This window comes from Chitinophaga vietnamensis (assembly GCF_902167635.1).
In the GTDB taxonomy this organism is placed as follows: domain Bacteria; phylum Bacteroidota; class Bacteroidia; order Chitinophagales; family Chitinophagaceae; genus Chitinophaga; species Chitinophaga vietnamensis.
Genome location: NZ_CABHMS010000005.1, coordinates 262,982 through 280,738, shown reverse-complemented (window position 1 = coordinate 280,738; position 17,757 = coordinate 262,982). Strand labels below are relative to the sequence as shown.

The following is a 17,757-nucleotide window of genomic DNA, read 5'->3' as shown; positions in this document are numbered from 1 at the left end:
ATATGAAGCAATATATATTATCTGGATTAGTGATACTGACCGCCACCATACAAGTGGCCGCACAAAGTACTGAAGCAACTGTAGCAGATACCACACAGCCTGCCAGCAAAGGCCTCAACGAAGTTGTGATAACAGCCGGCCGTAACAAGGAAACACTAGGTACCGTTCCTTCTTCTATTACCATCATCACCGGTAAACAACTACGCGAACAAAGCGCCATCACCACAGATATTAACCAGCTGCTCAGTATGAACGTGCCAGGTCTCACACTGGGAACCAATACCGCTACCAAGAAAGGACAATCGCTCCGTGGCCGCAGCATGCTCATCATGATCGACGGTATCCCGCAATCTACACCGCTCCGCAACGGCGATAAAGACATGCGGAGTATAGACGTTTCCGTTATTGAAAGAGTGGAAGTGATCAAAGGCGCCACCGCGATATATGGTAACGGCGCCGATGGTGGCATCATCAACTTCATCACCAAAAAAGCGAATGCGGACAAGGCTTTCAGCGGCTCCACCGATGTGAGTGCCGCGGGTTCGCTCAGCAGCGCCGCCAACAGTCTTGGCGGACGCATCTCGCAATCGTTCAGCGGTACGATCAAAAAATTCGACTATGTAGCAAGCGGCACTTACGAACAAACAGGCGTCGCGAAAGACGCCAATGGCGAAGTGATCGCACCTTCCCAATCGCTGGCGCAGAACGAAAATATCAATGCATTTACCAAACTGGGCTACAACTTCAATGAAAAGAACCGCCTGGAAGTGATGTACAATTACTACCGCAGCATGCAGAATGCCACCTATGTAAACTCCGGCGGCAAATTCGGCGCAAGCCCCATCATCGGCGTGGTAGGCACGCCTGTTGGCGACAAGCAAGGCACGCCCTATAACCATAACGCCTATCTGAATTATACTTCCAGGGATATCTTCAAAAACACCTCGCTGGATATCAACCTGTATTACCAGGATTTCTACACCATCTTTGAATGGTCGGATTATTACAAGCCCTCAGGCAATTCCGCCATCTCTTCCAAAAAGAAAGGCGCCCGCGCGAACTTCAATACCGTATTCCATTTCAGCCCGGATATACATGGCGATGTAACCTGGGGCGTGGATATCCTCAATGACATTACCAAACAAAGTCTTACCGATGGCCGTGGATTTGTACCGGAGATGAATATGAAAAACTATGCGCCTTATGCACAATTGAAACTGTACCTGTTCAACAATTTCCTGCTGAAAGGCGGATTGCGCTACGAAAATATCAGGCTGGATATTCCTGACTATACTACCATTCCTTTTGGTAACTACAAAGGCGGCGTATTTGTAAAAGGCGGACGCCTGCCATACGAAGCGCTGGTGTTCAATGCCGGCCTGCGCTATACGAAGTTCGACTGGTTCAATCCCTTTGTAAGTTTCTCTCAAAGTTTCTCGCTGTATGACCTGGGCCGTACACTGCGCCTGGCAAAGGATACGAGCATCGGCGCCAGTATCAATACTATTGAAACAAAAGCGATCATCACCAATAATTATGAGGTGGGCTTCAACAGCAATGTCGGTAAGTTCAACGCCTCCGGTTCTTACTTCATCAGCACCTCTGACCTGGGCAGCAGTTTGAAAGATATCAATGGCGTGGCTACGCCGGAACGTGCACCAGAGCGTATTCAGGGCTTTGAGCTTACCGCCGGATATCAATTCCTGCCGAACCTTGCTGTAAGCGCATCTTATTCACATGTAGAAGGTAAGAAAGATGTAGACGGTGTAAAAACATGGTTGCCTACCAGCCGTATCTCGCCGGATAAAGGTACTTTCAATGTGAATTACTCGCCATTGAAACAATGGGATCTTGGTGTGTATTACATCTATTCCGGCGCCCGCAAACGTTTTGATGTAAATCCGAAAACAAAGGAATATGACCTGGGTAACGGGCCAGTGAACAGTTTCAGCCTGGTGAATTTCTATACCGCTTACCGTTTCAACAAATCAACCGCTATCCGCCTGGGTGTCGATAACCTCCTGAATGCAGACTACTATCCCGTAATGTCGCAGGCGAGAGTGATTACCGACTCTTATATCAAGGGCAGCGGCGCGAGATTCAATATTGGTTTAAATCATTCTTTCTAATAGGAGATAGATAAAAAAGAGCGGCCCTCACTGGTGTGAGGGCCGCTCTTTTTATTGTAGAGATATTTTATTTCAGGTGTTCTTCGATGGAAGTATCGTAAGGTTTCTTCCAATCGCTCACTTTACCCCAGTTTTCGTTATTCACCACAATGCTGTCGCCTTTTACAGTACCGATCAGCTCATGACGTACAGACACATCAGAAGCGTCTACGAGGCCATGGAGAATGGATTCGAATTTCTCCTTGTTTTCCGGTCTAACGGTTACCACTATACGGCTTTGGCTTTCACCGAAGAGGTAAGCATCTTTACGGAAATGGTTGTTGGTGTGTATTTCGAAGCCGAGGCCACGTGGCATTGCTTTTTCCAGCAGGGTCACGAACAGGCCGCCTTCGCTCACGTCATGCGCAGATTCGAGCAGTTTGGCTTTGTTCAGTTTAGCGATCGCCTGGTGCAGGCGGTGCTCTTCTTCCAGGTTGAAATGCGGAGCAGGGCTGTATTCGATGCCGATGATTTTTGACAGGTATTCAGAGCTGCCGATGTCATTGCGGCTGCGGCCGAGCAGGTATACGAGGTTGCCTTCTTCTTTGAAATCAAGCGTGATGCGCTGTTCCATGCTATCGAGGATACCCATCATACCAATGGTAGGCGTAGGATACACCGGACCATCAGGAGACTGGTTATAGAAGCTCACGTTACCGCCGGTAACAGGTGTGTTGAATTTGCGGCAGGCTTCGCCCATACCTTGTACGGCGTGTACGAACTGGTAGTATACTTCAGGATCGTAAGGGTTACCGAAGTTAAGGCAGTTGGTGATAGCCACCGGTTCACCACCTGAGCAAACGATGTTGCGGGCGGCTTCTGCTACTGCGATCTGGCCGCCAGTGTGCGGATCTGCAAATACGTAGCGGCTGTTGCAATCTGTAGTAACAGCGAGCGCTTTTTTAGTGCCTTTCACTATTATGATTGCAGCGTCGCTGGGTGCGTTGGTGCTGGCGTTGGCAGTACCTACCATGCTATCGTACTGTTGATAGATCCAGCGTTTGGAGGCGATGTTAGGCAAAGCGGCGATCCTTTCTGCTACGAAGCGAGCATTGGTAGTATCCGGGATGTTCTGGATATCGAATGCTTTGATCTTTGCGAAGTAAGCAGGTTCGGTGTAAGCGCGGTGGTATTGAGGTGCGCCGCCGCCGAGTACGAGGCTCTCAGCAGGAACATCTGCTTCGAGTTCGCCATTCATGTAGAATTTCAGGTTGGTATCTTTGGTTACTTCACCGATCTGCACGCAGTGCAGGTCCCATTTATCGAAGATATTGAGTATCTCTTTTTCCTGTCCTTTCTTCACTACGATGAGCATGCGTTCCTGGCTTTCGCTGAGGAGCATTTCCCATCCTTTCATATTTTCCTGGCGGGTAGGTACTTTGTCCAGCCAGATGTTCATGCCGTGTTCACCTTTGGCGCTCATTTCGGCGGTGGAGCAGGTGATACCGGCAGCGCCCATATCCTGCATACCTATGATGGCGCCGGTTTTGATGATTTCGAGGCAGGCTTCCAGCAGTTTCTTTTCCTGGAACGGATCGCCTACCTGTACTGCTGGCAGGTCTTCCACGCTGTCTTCCGTGATGTTGGCAGAAGCGAAAGAGGCGCCGCCAATACCATCTTTACCGGTAGCAGAACCTACGATAAAAACGGGATTGCCTTCACCGTGAGAGGTAGCGGAAACTGTTTGACCCACTTTTACGATACCCACGCTCATGGCGTTTACCAGGGGGTTTGTGCTGTAGCAGTCTTCGAAGTACACTTCGCCACCTACGGTAGGCACGCCGAAGCAGTTGCCATAGTGGCCGATGCCGTGTACGACGCCTTTAACGAGGTGTTGTGTTTTTTTATCATTGATGTTACCGAATCGCAGGGAGTTGAGGGCTGCGATGGGGCGAGCGCCCATGGTAAAGATGTCGCGATGGATGCCACCAACGCCGGTAGCGGCGCCCTGGAAGGGTTCGATGGCAGAAGGGTGGTTATGTGATTCTATCTTAAATACCACTGCATAGCCGTCGCCGATATCAACGAGGCCGGCATTTTCCTCCCCTGCTTTCACCAGCAAACGGTCGCCTTCACGGGGCAGGGATTTAAGCCACACAATAGAGTTTTTGTAGCTGCAATGTTCACTCCACATTACAGAGTACATACTTAATTCAGTAAAATTGGGAGTGCGGCCTAAGATGGATTTAATTCGTTCAAACTCGTCAGCTGTAAGTCCAAGCTGTTCAGCAATTTCTACGGTGGTTTGCATGTATTTAAGTTAAAAGAAACGAGTAATTTAAAAGGAGATGCAAACCTACATGATTTTCCGGCAAATGCCAAGAGATGGCGAGGAATGGAGGGATAAAGATTTTTATCTCACTCTATTATATTAATAATTTTTTAATTCATCAGTTTGGAGCTCGCTTGCTCCATTTTTTTTGATAATTCCTCAAAAAACAATCCTTTTTTAACTCCAAAATGTAATTTTTTGGTTAAAGTGAACAATTTCCTTGCTTTTATAAACAGTTGTATGTTCTTTTGTATAAAATTAATTACAGCATGCAATCGTTACGTTTCACCGCGCTGGAAGGATTAGCTGGCGTAGACTCCAAACTCACCGAACATAACGGTAAAATTACCGAAGTATTTGGCAGCAATGTTTTTTCCGGCAGAATTGTACGGGAATATCTGAGCGATGAGGCTTACAAAAGCCTGATGAATTCTATTAAAAATGGCACCAAGCTGGAACGTAAAATGGCGGAGCAGATCGCATCCGGCATGAAAGCCTGGGCGATGAAAAAAGGTGTAACCCACTATACACACTGGTTTCAGCCATTAACCGGCACTACTGCTGAGAAGCACGATTCTTTCTTCACCCTGAAAAGCGATGGCAGCGCCCTCGAAACTTTCGACGGTGATGCGCTCGTTCAGCAGGAACCAGATGCTTCCAGCTTCCCTAACGGCGGTCTGAGAGCCACTTTCGAGGCACGTGGTTATACTGCATGGGATCCTTCTTCTCCTGCTTTCATCCTGGAACAAGGCCATGGTAAAACACTTTGCATCCCTACTATATTTGTTTCCTACACCGGTGAATCACTGGATTATAAAGCGCCGCTGCTGAAAGCACTGGCTGCACTGGACAAAGCCGCAGTAGATGTTTGCAACTACTTCGATAAAAACGTTACCAAGATCACTCCAACCCTCGGTTGGGAACAGGAATACTTCCTGGTAGATGAAAGCCTCGCTAATGCCCGTCCTGACCTGGTGATGACCGGCCGCACAGTGGTAGGTCATGCGCCTTCTAAAGGTCAACAGCTGGAAGATCACTACTTCGGTTCCATTCCTGAACGCGCTTATGCTTACATGCGCGATTTCGAAGAAGAAGCGTACAAACTCGGCATTCCGCTGAGAACCCGTCACAACGAGGTAGCTCCTTCCCAGTTCGAGTGCGCACCTATCTTTGAAGAAGTGAACATCGCAGTGGACCACAACTCCCTGCTGATGGACATCATGAATAAAGTGGCCAAACGCCACAAACTGAGAGTGCTCCTGCACGAGAAACCTTTCGCAGGTATCAACGGTTCCGGTAAACACAATAACTGGAGCATGGCTACCGACACCGGCGTAAACCTGCTGGCTCCCGGTAAAACACCGAAAACCAACCTGATGTTCCTCACGTTCTTCGTGAATACCATCAAAGCGGTTCATGATTACGCAGACCTGCTGAGAGCTTCTATCGCCTCTCCCAGCAACGATTTCCGTCTGGGCGCCAACGAAGCGCCTCCGGCTATCATCTCCGTATTCTCCGGTAAATACCTCTACGATGTACTGCAGGAAGTAAAATCCCGCGTAAACAACAAGTTCGACGAGCAGGATGAAGCCATCCTGAAACTGGACCTGCACCGCCACATTCCTGAGCTGCTGCTGGACAACACCGACCGTAACCGTACTTCTCCCTTCGCCTTCACCGGCAACAAGTTCGAGTTCCGCGCCGTAGGTTCTTCCGCTAACTGCGCCTCAGCGATGACCGTGCTGAACACCATCGTGGCTAAAACCCTGGCTGACTTTAAAGTTGAAGTAGATGGCCTGATCGAAAAAGGCGAGAAAAAAGAGATTGCGATTATGCAAACTCTTCGGAAATATATTGTAGATTCGGAAAAAGTTCTGTTCGAAGGCGACGGCTACAGTGAAGAATGGGAAAAAGAAGCGGCAAAAAGAGGCCTGGAGAATATCAAAACCACTCCGAAAGCCCTCGACGCTTTCATCACTCCTAAAGCTGCCAAACTGTTCGAAGAAACCGGCGTTTACAACGAAAAAGAACTGCATGCCCGCCACGAAATTCTGCTGGAAGATTATGTGAAGAAAGTGCAGATCGAAGCACGTGTAATCGGCGACCTCGCTACCAACACCATCCTGCCGTGCGCTATCAGCTACCTCAATGAGCTGATCAACAACATCCGCGGCCTGAAAGAGATCGGTCTGGGCGACGACGCAGCGAAAGCACAAAAACAAATTGCCGCTAAAATAGCTGAACATATTAATGTCATCAGTGAAAATGTACAGGCTATGATCGAGGCGCGTAAGGTAGCTAACAAGCTGACCGATAGCCGCCAGAAGGCGATTGACTACTGTGAAAAGATAAAGCCGTACTTTGATGTGATCCGTTACCACTCCGACAAACTGGAGTTCCTGGTGGATGACAAGAAATGGGCACTGCCCAAATACAGAGAGCTGCTTTTCTTGCGATAAAACCGTAAGATTGTTTTGGTGTATGATTAGCCCCGGATTTTTATCCGGGGCTTTGTTTTTCCCGCCTTTAAACGAAACCCGATCCGCTTAGTCAAATCCCAAAACATGTTTATGCCATGAGAAACCTGCTGATAATATGCCTGATCGCCGCCGCTGCCAACGTACATGCACAGAACCCTGTCAACCCGAAGACGCCCGCACTCTCCGACCAACAAACCAGCCAGATCAAAGAAATCAACGCCACTTTCATCAAAGCGGCACAAGCCGTACGCACTGATAAACAACTCAGCGCTGACGACAAAAAAACTAAACTGGAAGAACTGCATTTCAACCGGGAAGACAAGATCAAAAGCGTGCTCACGCCCGATCAGTATGCCAGCTGGCAACAAAAACACCTGGCCGCCACCAGCATGATGGCGGAAAAACAAGCGCAAAACGCACAACGCCTTACGCCTAAAACGCAGGACCAACTAGGCATTACCAGGGCTGAAGCGCAACAGGTGAAAAGCATCAACAGCAATTATAAATCACAGATCAAAGCCATTAAAACAGATAACAGCCTGTCCAGGGAAGACAGGAAGATGAAGATAGATTCGCTCCATTCACAACAGAACAACGAACTGAAAACAGCGCTCGGCGATGAAAAATATGCGCGCTACCAGGCCTGGAACACAGACAGAAAAGCGCGTGAGAAGGAATTAAGAAAAAAACAGGACCGCCAGTTGCCAGGAAAGAATTAAGCAAGCACCCTTCTGTTTATAAAAAAGCAAAGCCGCAAAGGATGTCCTTTGCGGCTTTCAGTTTGTGCTAAAATATTTACACCAGCTTGAAGGTTTCAGTGAACTTGGTTGTAAAATTACCTTTACGGAAGTTCTCATCGCGCATCAGCTGCTGATGGAATGGAATGGTTGTTTTCACGCCTTCGATCACAAATTCGCTCAGGGCGCGCTCCATGGTGTTGATGGCCTCTTCGCGGGTTTGTGCCATGGTGATGATCTTCGCTACCATTGAATCGTAGTAGGGAGGGATCACATAACCGGCATAGATGTGTGAATCCACACGCACGCCATGGCCGCCAGGGATATGCAGTACAGTGATCTTGCCCGGTGAAGGACGGAAATCATTGTACGGATCTTCCGCATTGATACGGCACTCGATCGCATGCATTTGTGGCGTATAGTTTTTACCGGAGATAGGAATACCGGCAGCAATCTTGATCTGTTCTTTAATCAGGTCGAAGTTGATCACTTCTTCCGTAACGCCGTGTTCTACCTGGATACGGGTATTCATTTCCATGAAGTAGAAGTTGCGGTGTTTATCCACCAGGAACTCAATGGTACCAACACTTTCGTAGTTGATAGCGCTGGCTGCGCGGATAGCCGCTTCACCCATTTTCTCGCGCAGTTCCGGCGTCATGAAAGGAGAAGGCGATTCTTCTACCAGCTTCTGGTGACGACGCTGGATAGAACAGTCCCTTTCGCTGAGGTGACACACTTTACCGTATTGGTCGCCAGCTACCTGGATTTCGATGTGACGGGGTTCTTCCACGAATTTCTCCATGTAGATACCATCGTTATTGAAGGCGGCGCGGGCTTCATTTTTAGCCATGTTATAGGCGTTCTCCAGTTCAGCATCTTCCCATACTACGCGCATACCTTTACCACCGCCGCCGGCGGTAGCTTTGATGATCACGGGATACCCCATTTGCTTCGCCAGTCCTTTGGCTTCTTCCACGCTTTGCAGCAAGCCTTCGGAGCCAGGAATTACCGGTACACCGGCAGCGATCATGGTTTCTTTCGCGGTCATCTTGTCGCCCATTTTGCGGATCATTTCCGGAGTGGGGCCGATGAATTTGATGCCGTGTTCACCACAGATCTCGGCGAAGCGGGCGTTTTCGGCGAGGAAGCCGTAACCCGGGTGGATCGCATCTGCATTGGTGATCTCTGCGGCAGCCATGAGGTGAGGGATATTCAGGTAAGACTCACTGCTCTGTGGTTTGCCTATGCATACCGCCTCATCTGCAAACTTCACGTGCAGGCTGTCCTTATCTGCTGTAGAATAAACTGCTACCGTTTTGATGCCCATTTCCTTACAGGTGCGGATGATACGCAGGGCAATTTCGCCACGGTTAGCAATCAATATTTTTTTAAACATTGTTTTCCTTATAAGTTAAGAAAAAGCGCATAGCCTTCAGCAGTTCGCCTGTATCCTGGCGGGTGACGCCGGAAACCAGGGCTACAGCTGAAGGCTATTATGCGATTACGGTTCTACTAAAAATAAAGGTTGGTCATATTCAACCGGAGATGCGTCATCTACCAGCACTTTCACGATCTTGCCGCTTACTTCGCTTTCGATTTCGTTGAAGAGCTTCATGGCTTCGATGATGCAAACCACTTTACCGGAAGCCACTTCGTCGCCTACGTTTACAAATGGTGCTTTATCCGGACCGGCGCTGCGGTAGAAGGTACCGATCATCGGAGATTTGATGGTGATCAGGTTGTCTGCTTTAGGAGCAGCAGGAGCGGCAGGTGTGGCTGCGGGCGCAGCAGGTGCAACAGGAGCAGCTGCAGGAGCTACAGGCGCTACCGCCTGAACCGGCGCAACGGCCGCAGGTACGGTGATGACCTGTTGTACTTCGTTATCTTTCTGCTTTATTGTAATCTTGAACTTGTCCTGCTCAATGCTCAGTTCACTGATATTTGATTTGTTAATCATTTTTACCAGTTCCTGAATCTGTTTAAAGTCCATGTAGACAATTTTTGGTTTAGAAATGTGATTAAAAATTTAAGGGATTTTCGGATTTTTTGATTTTCGGATATAAATCCCCAAATCAAAAAATCCGGAAATCCCTAAATGATTATTTTACTCTCTCGATGTATTCGCCGGTTTTGGTATTAACCCTGATCAGTTCACCTTCTTCTACGAAGAGCGGTACCATTACAGTAGCACCGGTTTCGATGGTAGCGGGTTTCAGGGTGCGGGTGGCTGTATCGCCTTTAACGCCTGGCTCGGAATAGGTAACCAGTGCCACGATCTTGTCGGGCAGTTCTACTGCCATGTACTGGTCGGTTTCGGTGTTGATCTGTACACTTACTTCCTGGCCTTCTTTCAGGAACTGGGGAGCGTCGATGCTGTTTTCAGGCATAGCGATCTGCTCGAAAGTTTCATTGTCCATGAAGTTATAGCCGGTGTCATCTTTGTACAGGTACTGGAAGGCTTTCTTCTCGATACGAACAGGGAAGATAGTATCACCTGAGTTCCATGTGTGCTCGATAGAACGTGTATTGTCGACGCCCTTCAATTTAGCCCAAACCTTTGCTGCTGCACGGGCGGTTTTGTTCTGACCAAACTCTACAACAGAATATAAGCTGTTATCCAGCTTGATGATCAATCCTGTTCTGATATCTGCGGTGGTAGCCATAAAAAGGTTACTGATTTTAAGTTAAAAATTTATAAGGAATGCAAAAGTAAAAATTTTCGCATATGAACAAGCAACTAATTACCAAAAATAGGCAGAATAGTCCCTTTTTGGCCCAATTTTCGTCTTTTTTCTGCAAATAATGACATTAAAGGGGTAAATTGATCCCTCAAATCAAGAAACTTTTATTGATATGCGTTACCTGATTTTCGCCCTCTTTTGCTGCCTGCCCGCACTGCTCAAAGCTCAAAGCGCGCCAGCCAACAAACCATCTTATTTGCAGTACCCGGTTATACCTGCCTTTCCCCTCACCCTTCCCGATGGCCATACCATCACCAAAAACGATCTCCATAAAAGAGAGAAGACCATGGTATTCGTATTCAGCGTGGATTGCGACCACTGTAAACACCTGACGGAAGAAGTTTTGAAGAATATCGACAAGTTCAAGAAAACGCAGATATTGATGGTAACGCCCTTCAAGCTGGAACAGATGAAGGAATATTACGACCATTACAAGATCAAGGATTACCCAAATATTACGATGGCCAGCGAGCCTACCCGCCAGATCATGTATTTCTATGACCTGCATTATTTCCCCGGCCTCTACATTTACGACAAAAAACAACAATTCGTAAAAGGCTTTGAAGGCACCGCGAAGATAGATTCTCTGCTTTATTACCTGAAGTGATATTGAAAGGCAACTGAGGAATAATTTATTTATTTGGGGATTTTCGGATTTTGGGATTTGAGAATTTGTCCAAATCAAAAAATCCGAAAATCCCCAAATCCAAAAATTCTTCTGTAATTTCAATTGTTATTATTTCTTCACATTAAAAGCCATAGACAAGATGAAAGTTACAGTAGTAGGAGCCGGCAATGTGGGTGCAACCTGCGCCAACGTACTGGCCCACAGAGATTTCTTAACGGAGGTGGTTTTGCTTGACATTAAGGAAGGAACAGCTGAAGGGAAGGCATTAGATACATGGCAACAGGCCCCTATTGATTATTACAGCACAAAAGTTACCGGTGTAACCAACGATTACGCCAAAACCGCCAACAGCGATGTAGTGGTGATCACTTCCGGCCTGCCCCGCAAACCGGGCATGAGCCGCGATGACCTGATCTCTACCAACGCCAACATCGTGAAATCTGTGACGGAAAATATCATCAAACATTCTCCGGAAGCAATCATCATCGTGGTGAGCAACCCGCTGGATGTGATGACCTACTGCTCTTATCTGACCGCTAAAAAAGATAGCAACAAGGTATTCGGTATGGCCGGCATCCTCGATACGGCACGTTACCGCGCATTCCTGGCCGACGAAATCGGCTGCTCTCCCAAAGATATACAAGCCATCCTCATGGGCGGACATGGCGACACCATGGTGCCCCTGCCCCGCTATACCACCGTAAGCGGTATCCCCGTAACAGAACTGGTAGCTGCCGATAAACTCGAAGCCATCATCCAACGTACAAAAGTGGGTGGCGGCGAAATCGTAAACCTGCTCGGCACCTCCGCCTGGTACGCTCCCGGCGCCGCTGCCGCACAAATGGTGGAAGCCATCCTCAAAGATGAAAAACGCATCTTCCCCGTGTGCGCATGGCTCACCGGCCAGTATGGCCTGAAAGATATCTACCTCGGCGTACCCGTTGTACTGGGCCGTAAGGGTATCGAAAAGATCATCGAACTGCAACTCAACAAAGAGGAAAAAGACCTGCTGAACACATCCGCCCAACACGTGAAAGAAGTAATGGACGTGTTAGACAAGATGCAGGCAGAAAAAGTATAAGGTGCTTACCGGAACATAAAAAGAGCAAAGGGCGCGGTAATTACCGCGCCCTTTGCTCTTTTAGTTTATAAATCACGTAATTTCGTTCTTATTCTTCTGTTACATCTTTTGTGCGTATGTCTAACCTGGAAAAACTAATCACACAGAAAGCCTTTGAAAATGAGTACCACAAAGGTCTGGTGAGCTTGATCTTTGTAGGAAACTGGATTACCTCCAAACATCAGCAATTCTTCAAGAAGTATGAGATCACGATGCAGCAGTTCAATATCCTGCGGATACTGCGCGGACAACTACCCAGAGCCGCCAGCATCAATGTGCTCAAAGAAAGAATGCTGGACAAAATGAGCGATGTATCACGCCTCGTGGAACGCCTGCGCAAAGCCGGCCTCGTAGAACGCAAGAGCTGCGAACTCGACAGACGCGCGGTAGACGTATACATCACCCCTAAAGGCCTGGACCTGCTCAAACGAATAGACGAAGAACTCAGCCAACTGGAAGATACCCTGAAAGGCCTCAACGAAAAAGAAGCAATACAGCTTAACAAGTTGCTCGACAAAGTACTGGACAACTACTCCTGATAACTGTCACGGTTATATTTTTTCTACATAGTTAAGATCCTTACCAAAAGTTTCTTCGATACTCCATGCAGTAACGGCTGCAATACCTATGCATAAGGCTGCGATCACACCGCCGCTTTGCAGGTAGTTGAAGAAGCCTTGTGCCTTTACGAACAACAGCGAAATCAACGGCAGCATGCCCCTGGCAAAGTTAGGCACCGTAGTAGCTACCGTGGCGCGCAGGTTAGTGCCAAAACTCTCTGCTGCAATGGTAACGAAGATCGCCCAGAAGCCCACGCTGAAGCCCATCAGGAAACACACCGTATAGAACAGCCATTTTTCTGCGCCATGCAGATTAAGATAGATGGCAGACATGACCGCAGTGAAGAAGAGGAACAGCAACATCACCTTGCGGCGGCTTTTCCATAATTGACTGATCAGGCCACTGGCGAAATCGCCCAGCACCAGGCCGGCATAACAGAAGGCAACCGCATCGCCCGGACTAATCGCCGCCTTCACGCCCATTTCCACTGCAAATTTATTGGAGAAGGCAATGAGGATGCCCACCACAAACCAGGTGGGAGTGCCCAGCAGCACACATTTCAGGTATTTAAGAAAACGGTCTTTATTGGTAAAGAGCGCAACAAAGCTGCCGCGATTGGCTTCCGAGGCCTTCACCGCATTGAACATATGCGATTCCATTACGCTGATACGCAGGATCAGCAATGCCAGTCCGAGCCCGCCGCCGATAAAATAACAGATGCGCCAATCGCCCACCTGTTTCGCGATCAGGTTGGCCGCCACTGCGCCGGAAACGCCTACGGTGGCCACTATCATAGTACCATAACCTCGTTTTTCTTTCGGCAGTATTTCAGATACCAGCGTGATGCCTGCTCCCAGTTCCCCTGCCAGCCCGAAGCCGGCTACAAAGCGCCACAGCATATAGCCGTTGACGCCATGCACAAAACCATTGGCAATATTGGCAATAGAGTAAATGAGAATAGAACCGAACAATACGCTGAGCCGTCCTTTTTTATCACCGATGATGCCCCAGAAGATGCCGCCGATGAGCAGTCCGAGCATCTGTACATTGATGAGCAACATACCGGCGCCGGCGTCAATCTCGCTTTGCGGAAGCCCCAGTGATTTCAGGCTCGGCACCCTTACAATAGTGAATAACAGGAGATCGTAGATATCTACAAAATACCCCAGCGATGCAACAATCACCGCAATGTTGAAGATAGAAGTGGAATTTGTCCCGGTTTTCATGAATCGTGGTTGATAAAAAGAAAAATGCCATGAAGCTTTTGGCGCTTCATGGCAAGATATTGAATTATTTGTTTTCGCTTGTTTCGGTGGCTTTCATTGTTTCCTGTGGATGATCATCGTGATGCGGATGTTTGGCCTTTCCAAAGACCAGTTTGATCAGTACCGGCAAAGTGGTGATGAGCACAATACCGATGATGATGAGCTCCAGGTGGTTCTTCAGGGTCGGGAACTGTTTATCGAGGAAGTACCCTGCGAGCATCATGGAGAATACCCAGGAGATGGAGCCGATGATGTTGAACATCATAAATTTCTTACGTTCCATCTGCACGATGCCGGCCACGATAGGCGCGAAAGTGCGGATGATAGGCAGGAAGCGGGCAAAGAAGATCGCGCCGCCGCCATATTTATCGTAAAACTCTTTGGCCTGATACAGGTGTTTCTTTTTAAAGAAGAAAGTATCTTTTCTGCTGAACAGCAAGGGGCCGGATTTGATCCCGAACCAGAAGCCGACCATATTACCGAGGATACCTGCAATGGCAATCAGCAACATTACCACTACAAAAGGCACGTTGAAAAAGCTGGCACATAAGGCCTGGCTGTAGATACCGGCCAGGAAGAGCAGGGAATCGCCGGGCAGGAAGAATCCTACGAACAGGCCGGTTTCGGCAAAGATGATTGCCAGCAGCAAGTACAGCCCTCCGTGTTCAATGATCCAGGAGGGATTGATAAGGTGTCTGAATAACTCTATGATCTGGTCCATGCTAATAATAAAGGCTTTCGGAAGCGGTAAAATATAAATTAATCTCTAATTGGAATGTTAATGTTTGGCATCAGGCGCTACTTCGCCGGGTCCGAGTTTCTTTTCCCATTTGGATACGACGGCGGCGGCCATGGCATTACCGATCACGTTGGTGGCAGAACGGCCCATATCCAGCAGGTGATCTACCCCGAGCAGCAGGAGGAGCCCGGCTTCCGGTATTTTGAACATGGACAGGGTACCGGCAATTACCACGAGGGAAGCGCGGGGCACCCCGGCAATACCTTTACTGGTGATCATCAGCACTAATAACATCGTTACCTGTTGATCTATTGGCAGGTGCAAACCATAGGCCTGTGCAATGAAAAGACTGGCAAAGGTCATATACATCATGGAACCGTCGAGGTTAAAGGAATAACCCAGCGGCAGTACAAAGCTCACAATACGGTTATCGCAGCCAAAGGCTTCCAGTTCCGCCATGGTACGGGGATAGGCCGCTTCGCTGCTGGCGGTGCTGAATGCCAGGAGCAAGGGATCCTTGATGTGTTTCAGCAACTTGAATACCGACTTGCCCAGTATTGCGCCGCCTACCAATATCAATACCAGCCATAGGCAGAACAGTCCTACATAAAATTGTGAGATGAACTTACCGTACACCAACAGCACACTGATACCTTTCTGCGCTACAATAGCCGACATAGCAGCAAATACCGCGAAAGGCGCGAAGTTCATCACAAAGCCGGTCACTTTCAGCATGATGTGGGATACGCTGTCCATCAGCTTTACCACGGGCGTTGCTGCTTCGCCGATGGCGGCAGCCGCTACGCCGAAGAAGATAGAGAACACGACGATCTGCAGTATCTCATTGGTCGCCATGGCCTCAATCACACTATCCGGCACCACGTGATGGAAGAAGCCCCTCAGCGTCATGTCGGTGCCTTTGATACCACTGCTGGCATGTACATCCGGCAGGGGCAAGGAAAGGGAAAGGCCTGGTTTCATCAGGTTCACCAATATCAGACCGAGGAACAATGATACAAACGTTGCACTGATAAACCACAGCATCGTTTTACCACCTACGCGGCCAACAGCCTTGATATCGCCCATTTTGGCCACGCCTACCACGAGGGTAGAGAATACCAGTGGTGCGATGATCATTTTAATAAGACGAAGGAAAATATCTGTGAGGATAGAGATGTTATCGGCGAATTTGTTGATAGTGGCCAGTTGATCGACAGTAGGCTTCCCGTTTCCAAGAGAGTAGTTTACTACAAATCCCGTTACGACGCCAACGACCATCGCCACGAAGATAAAAATAGTAAGCCTGTTGGATTTCTTCATGCAGCAGTAATGTTTATAACAATAATTGGTAAGGTTGTAACCCCGAAAATTTTCCAAAAATAAGCTTACTGCGGTAAAAATCAGCGCAGATAAGCAAAATAAAACACAGCCTTTTTAAATTTAGATATTATATTTGGCGAATCGACAATCAACAACAAGCTAAACTACCTTAAAACATCAACCACAATAACAGCTGCTATGAGCAAACTATTTGCTAAGAAACAATTGTCTGTATTACTTTCCGAAGCATCTGATTCTGAAAAAGGCCTTAAAAGAACATTGGGGGCGGGTTCCCTGATCGCTCTGGGTATCGGCGCCATCATTGGTGCGGGTCTTTTTGTGAGAACAGCTGCGGCGGCAGGTCAGCATGCCGGTCCTGCGGTAACGATCTCTTTTATTATTGCTGCAATCGGATGTGCCCTTGCCGGCTTATGTTATGCAGAATTTGCCTCCATGATCCCTATTGCCGGAAGTGCCTATACTTATTCCTACGCTACTTTAGGAGAATTCATTGCCTGGATCATCGGCTGGGACCTCGTGCTGGAATATGCGCTGGGCGCGGCTACGGTGGCCATCGGCTGGAGCCAGTATCTCAACAAATTATTGACGAACGTTTTCCACATCACGATACCTTATCAGTGGTGTCATAGCCCCTTTGAAACCTCTGATGCAGGTGTACAGGGTATCGTCAACATCCCTTCTCTCTTTATTTTGTTACTGCTTACCTTATTACTGATCCGCGGTACACAAAGTTCTGCGATCGTGAACAACATCATTGTGATCACGAAAGTGGCCATCGTATTGCTGTTCATCGTGCTGGGCTGGCACTTCATCAACCCTGCTCACCATGAGCCATTCACCATCCCTGCTACTGCCGGTTCCGTGAAAATGCACAATGGCCAGATAGTGGATTACTCCAACTTCTGGAACCATGGCTGGCCCGGTGTGTTACGAGGGGCGGGCGTGGTATTCTTTGCTTTCATTGGCTTCGACGCCGTATCTACCGCTGCGCAGGAAACCAAGAATCCAAAACGCAATATGCCGATCGGTATCCTGGCATCCCTGGCCATTTGTACCGCATTGTATATCCTCTTCTCTTATGTATTGACCGGTATCGCACCGTTCCAGGACTTCCTGAAAGCGGGCGGCGAGGCTTCCGTAGCTTATGCGATCGATACTTATATGCCTGGTTACCAGTGGCTGTCTACCTTCATCACCGTAGCGATCCTCGCAGGTTTCTCTTCTGTGATCCTCGTGATGCTGTTAGGCCAGACCAGGGTCTTCTACTCTATGAGTAATGATGGACTGGTACCGCCGGTATTCTCGAAGCTGCATCCTAAGTACCGTACACCATATCGTTCTCAATGGATGTTCTTTGTATTCACTTCTTTATTTGCAGGTTTTATCCCTGATAACGTAGTGGGCGATATGACCAGCATTGGTACTTTGTTCGCTTTCGTACTGGTTTGCGTGGGCGTGATCGTGATGCGCAAGAGCAATCCTGATATCCCGCGTGCCTTCAAAACTCCGCTGGTGCCGATCGTACCGATCCTGGGTGCTGCCTTCTGCCTGCTGATGATCATCAGCCTTGGCCTGGAAAACTGGGCGAGGTTGATCGTATGGCTGGCGATCGGTTTTATCATCTACTTTAACTACAGCGTGAAGCATAGTAAAGCCAGAAAAATGTTGGATTAGCCGACCTTTTTATAAGAAAGAGGCCCGTTCT

At 48.3% G+C, this 17,757-nt stretch carries 14 protein-coding genes; 7 read left to right on the top strand and 7 right to left on the bottom strand.

The genetic code is table 11. The features are described from left to right. Positions 1-2 precede the first annotated feature (2 nt). Positions 3-2,129, top strand: a complete 2,127-nt coding sequence (locus FPG75_RS15365) for a TonB-dependent receptor (protein WP_143307743.1) — start codon at positions 3-5, stop codon at positions 2,127-2,129. A gap of 67 nt (positions 2,130-2,196) precedes the next feature. On the opposite strand, the gene purL is transcribed toward FPG75_RS15365, so the two are convergent. Next, on the bottom strand, positions 2,197-4,419 hold the full coding sequence (gene purL / locus FPG75_RS15360) for a phosphoribosylformylglycinamidine synthase subunit PurL (RefSeq protein WP_143307742.1): 2,223 nt from the start codon (positions 4,417-4,419) through the stop codon (positions 2,197-2,199). Positions 4,420-4,709: 290 nt separating this feature from the next. On the opposite strand from purL, the gene FPG75_RS15355 reads away from it, so the two are divergent. Further along, on the top strand, positions 4,710-6,899 hold the full coding sequence (locus FPG75_RS15355) for a glutamine synthetase III family protein (protein ID WP_143307741.1): 2,190 nt from the start codon (positions 4,710-4,712) through the stop codon (positions 6,897-6,899). Between the two features lie 116 nt (positions 6,900-7,015). Next, positions 7,016-7,639, top strand: coding sequence for a hypothetical protein (locus FPG75_RS15350; RefSeq protein ID WP_143307740.1), 624 nt, complete (start codon positions 7,016-7,018; stop codon positions 7,637-7,639). Between the two features lie 76 nt (positions 7,640-7,715). On the opposite strand, the gene accC is transcribed toward FPG75_RS15350, so the two are convergent. The 3 genes from accC to efp form a co-directional block, all read right to left on the bottom strand. After that, positions 7,716-9,053 carry an acetyl-CoA carboxylase biotin carboxylase subunit gene (accC, locus tag FPG75_RS15345; RefSeq protein ID WP_143307739.1) on the bottom strand — a complete coding sequence of 446 codons (1,338 nt, stop codon included), beginning with the start codon at positions 9,051-9,053 and terminating at the stop codon, positions 7,716-7,718. A gap of 105 nt (positions 9,054-9,158) precedes the next feature. Next, positions 9,159-9,647 carry an acetyl-CoA carboxylase biotin carboxyl carrier protein gene (gene accB, locus FPG75_RS15340; RefSeq protein WP_143307738.1) on the bottom strand — a complete coding sequence of 163 codons (489 nt, stop codon included), beginning with the start codon at positions 9,645-9,647 and terminating at the stop codon, positions 9,159-9,161. Between the two features lie 109 nt (positions 9,648-9,756). After that, positions 9,757-10,320 (bottom strand): elongation factor P, encoded by a 564-nt coding sequence (gene efp / locus FPG75_RS15335; protein WP_143307737.1) that lies wholly within the window; start codon positions 10,318-10,320, stop codon positions 9,757-9,759. 190 nt (positions 10,321-10,510) lie between these two features. Here efp and FPG75_RS15330 point away from each other — a divergent pair, with 190 nt between their 5' ends. The 3 genes from FPG75_RS15330 (at position 10,511) to FPG75_RS15320 (ending at position 12,685) form a co-directional block, all read left to right on the top strand. Beyond that, entirely contained in the window at positions 10,511-11,005 is a 495-nt protein-coding gene (locus tag FPG75_RS15330; RefSeq protein WP_143307736.1) for a peroxiredoxin family protein, read from the top strand. A gap of 160 nt (positions 11,006-11,165) precedes the next feature. Beyond that, positions 11,166-12,107 (top strand): malate dehydrogenase, encoded by a 942-nt coding sequence (gene mdh / locus FPG75_RS15325; RefSeq protein WP_143307735.1) that lies wholly within the window; start codon positions 11,166-11,168, stop codon positions 12,105-12,107. A 116-nt stretch (positions 12,108-12,223) separates the two neighbouring features. After that, positions 12,224-12,685 carry a MarR family winged helix-turn-helix transcriptional regulator gene (locus tag FPG75_RS15320; protein WP_143307734.1) on the top strand — a complete coding sequence of 154 codons (462 nt, stop codon included), beginning with the start codon at positions 12,224-12,226 and terminating at the stop codon, positions 12,683-12,685. 12 nt (positions 12,686-12,697) lie between these two features. Here FPG75_RS15320 and FPG75_RS15315 read toward each other — a convergent pair whose 3' ends face one another. The 3 genes from FPG75_RS15315 to FPG75_RS15305 form a co-directional block, all read right to left on the bottom strand. Further along, positions 12,698-13,933 carry an MFS transporter gene (locus FPG75_RS15315; RefSeq protein ID WP_143307733.1) on the bottom strand — a complete coding sequence of 412 codons (1,236 nt, stop codon included), beginning with the start codon at positions 13,931-13,933 and terminating at the stop codon, positions 12,698-12,700. Between the two features lie 64 nt (positions 13,934-13,997). Next, positions 13,998-14,693: a DedA family protein gene (locus tag FPG75_RS15310; RefSeq protein ID WP_143307732.1), complete on the bottom strand. Its 696-nt coding sequence runs from the start codon at positions 14,691-14,693 to the stop codon at positions 13,998-14,000. A gap of 57 nt (positions 14,694-14,750) precedes the next feature. Next, the gene (locus tag FPG75_RS15305; RefSeq protein ID WP_143307731.1) at positions 14,751-16,031 is read right to left on the bottom strand and encodes a dicarboxylate/amino acid:cation symporter; all 1,281 of its coding nucleotides are present in this window, start codon (positions 16,029-16,031) and stop codon (positions 14,751-14,753) included. Between the two features lie 198 nt (positions 16,032-16,229). Here FPG75_RS15305 and FPG75_RS15300 point away from each other — a divergent pair, with 198 nt between their 5' ends. Then, positions 16,230-17,726, top strand: coding sequence for an amino acid permease (locus tag FPG75_RS15300; RefSeq protein ID WP_143307730.1), 1,497 nt, complete (start codon positions 16,230-16,232; stop codon positions 17,724-17,726). The last annotated feature ends 31 nt before the right edge of the window (positions 17,727-17,757 follow it).

Bases quoted from the DNA above. Each gene is read 5' to 3' on its own strand.
- efp (WP_143307737.1), bottom strand. From the start codon at position 10,320: ATGGCTACCACCGCAGATATCAGAACAGGATTGATCATCAAGCTGGAT.
- FPG75_RS15320 (WP_143307734.1), top strand. From the start codon at position 12,224: ATGTCTAACCTGGAAAAACTAATCACACAGAAAGCCTTTGAAAATGAG.
- FPG75_RS15350 (WP_143307740.1), top strand. From the start codon at position 7,016: ATGAGAAACCTGCTGATAATATGCCTGATCGCCGCCGCTGCCAACGTA.
- FPG75_RS15355 (WP_143307741.1), top strand. From the start codon at position 4,710: ATGCAATCGTTACGTTTCACCGCGCTGGAAGGATTAGCTGGCGTAGAC.
- accC (WP_143307739.1), bottom strand. From the start codon at position 9,053: ATGTTTAAAAAAATATTGATTGCTAACCGTGGCGAAATTGCCCTGCGT.
- FPG75_RS15305 (WP_143307731.1), bottom strand. From the start codon at position 16,031: ATGAAGAAATCCAACAGGCTTACTATTTTTATCTTCGTGGCGATGGTC.
- purL (WP_143307742.1), bottom strand. From the start codon at position 4,419: ATGCAAACCACCGTAGAAATTGCTGAACAGCTTGGACTTACAGCTGAC.
- FPG75_RS15300 (WP_143307730.1), top strand. From the start codon at position 16,230: ATGAGCAAACTATTTGCTAAGAAACAATTGTCTGTATTACTTTCCGAA.
- FPG75_RS15315 (WP_143307733.1), bottom strand. From the start codon at position 13,933: ATGAAAACCGGGACAAATTCCACTTCTATCTTCAACATTGCGGTGATT.
- FPG75_RS15310 (WP_143307732.1), bottom strand. From the start codon at position 14,693: ATGGACCAGATCATAGAGTTATTCAGACACCTTATCAATCCCTCCTGG.
- mdh (WP_143307735.1), top strand. From the start codon at position 11,166: ATGAAAGTTACAGTAGTAGGAGCCGGCAATGTGGGTGCAACCTGCGCC.
- FPG75_RS15330 (WP_143307736.1), top strand. From the start codon at position 10,511: ATGCGTTACCTGATTTTCGCCCTCTTTTGCTGCCTGCCCGCACTGCTC.
- accB (WP_143307738.1), bottom strand. From the start codon at position 9,647: ATGGACTTTAAACAGATTCAGGAACTGGTAAAAATGATTAACAAATCA.
- FPG75_RS15365 (WP_143307743.1), top strand. From the start codon at position 3: ATGAAGCAATATATATTATCTGGATTAGTGATACTGACCGCCACCATA.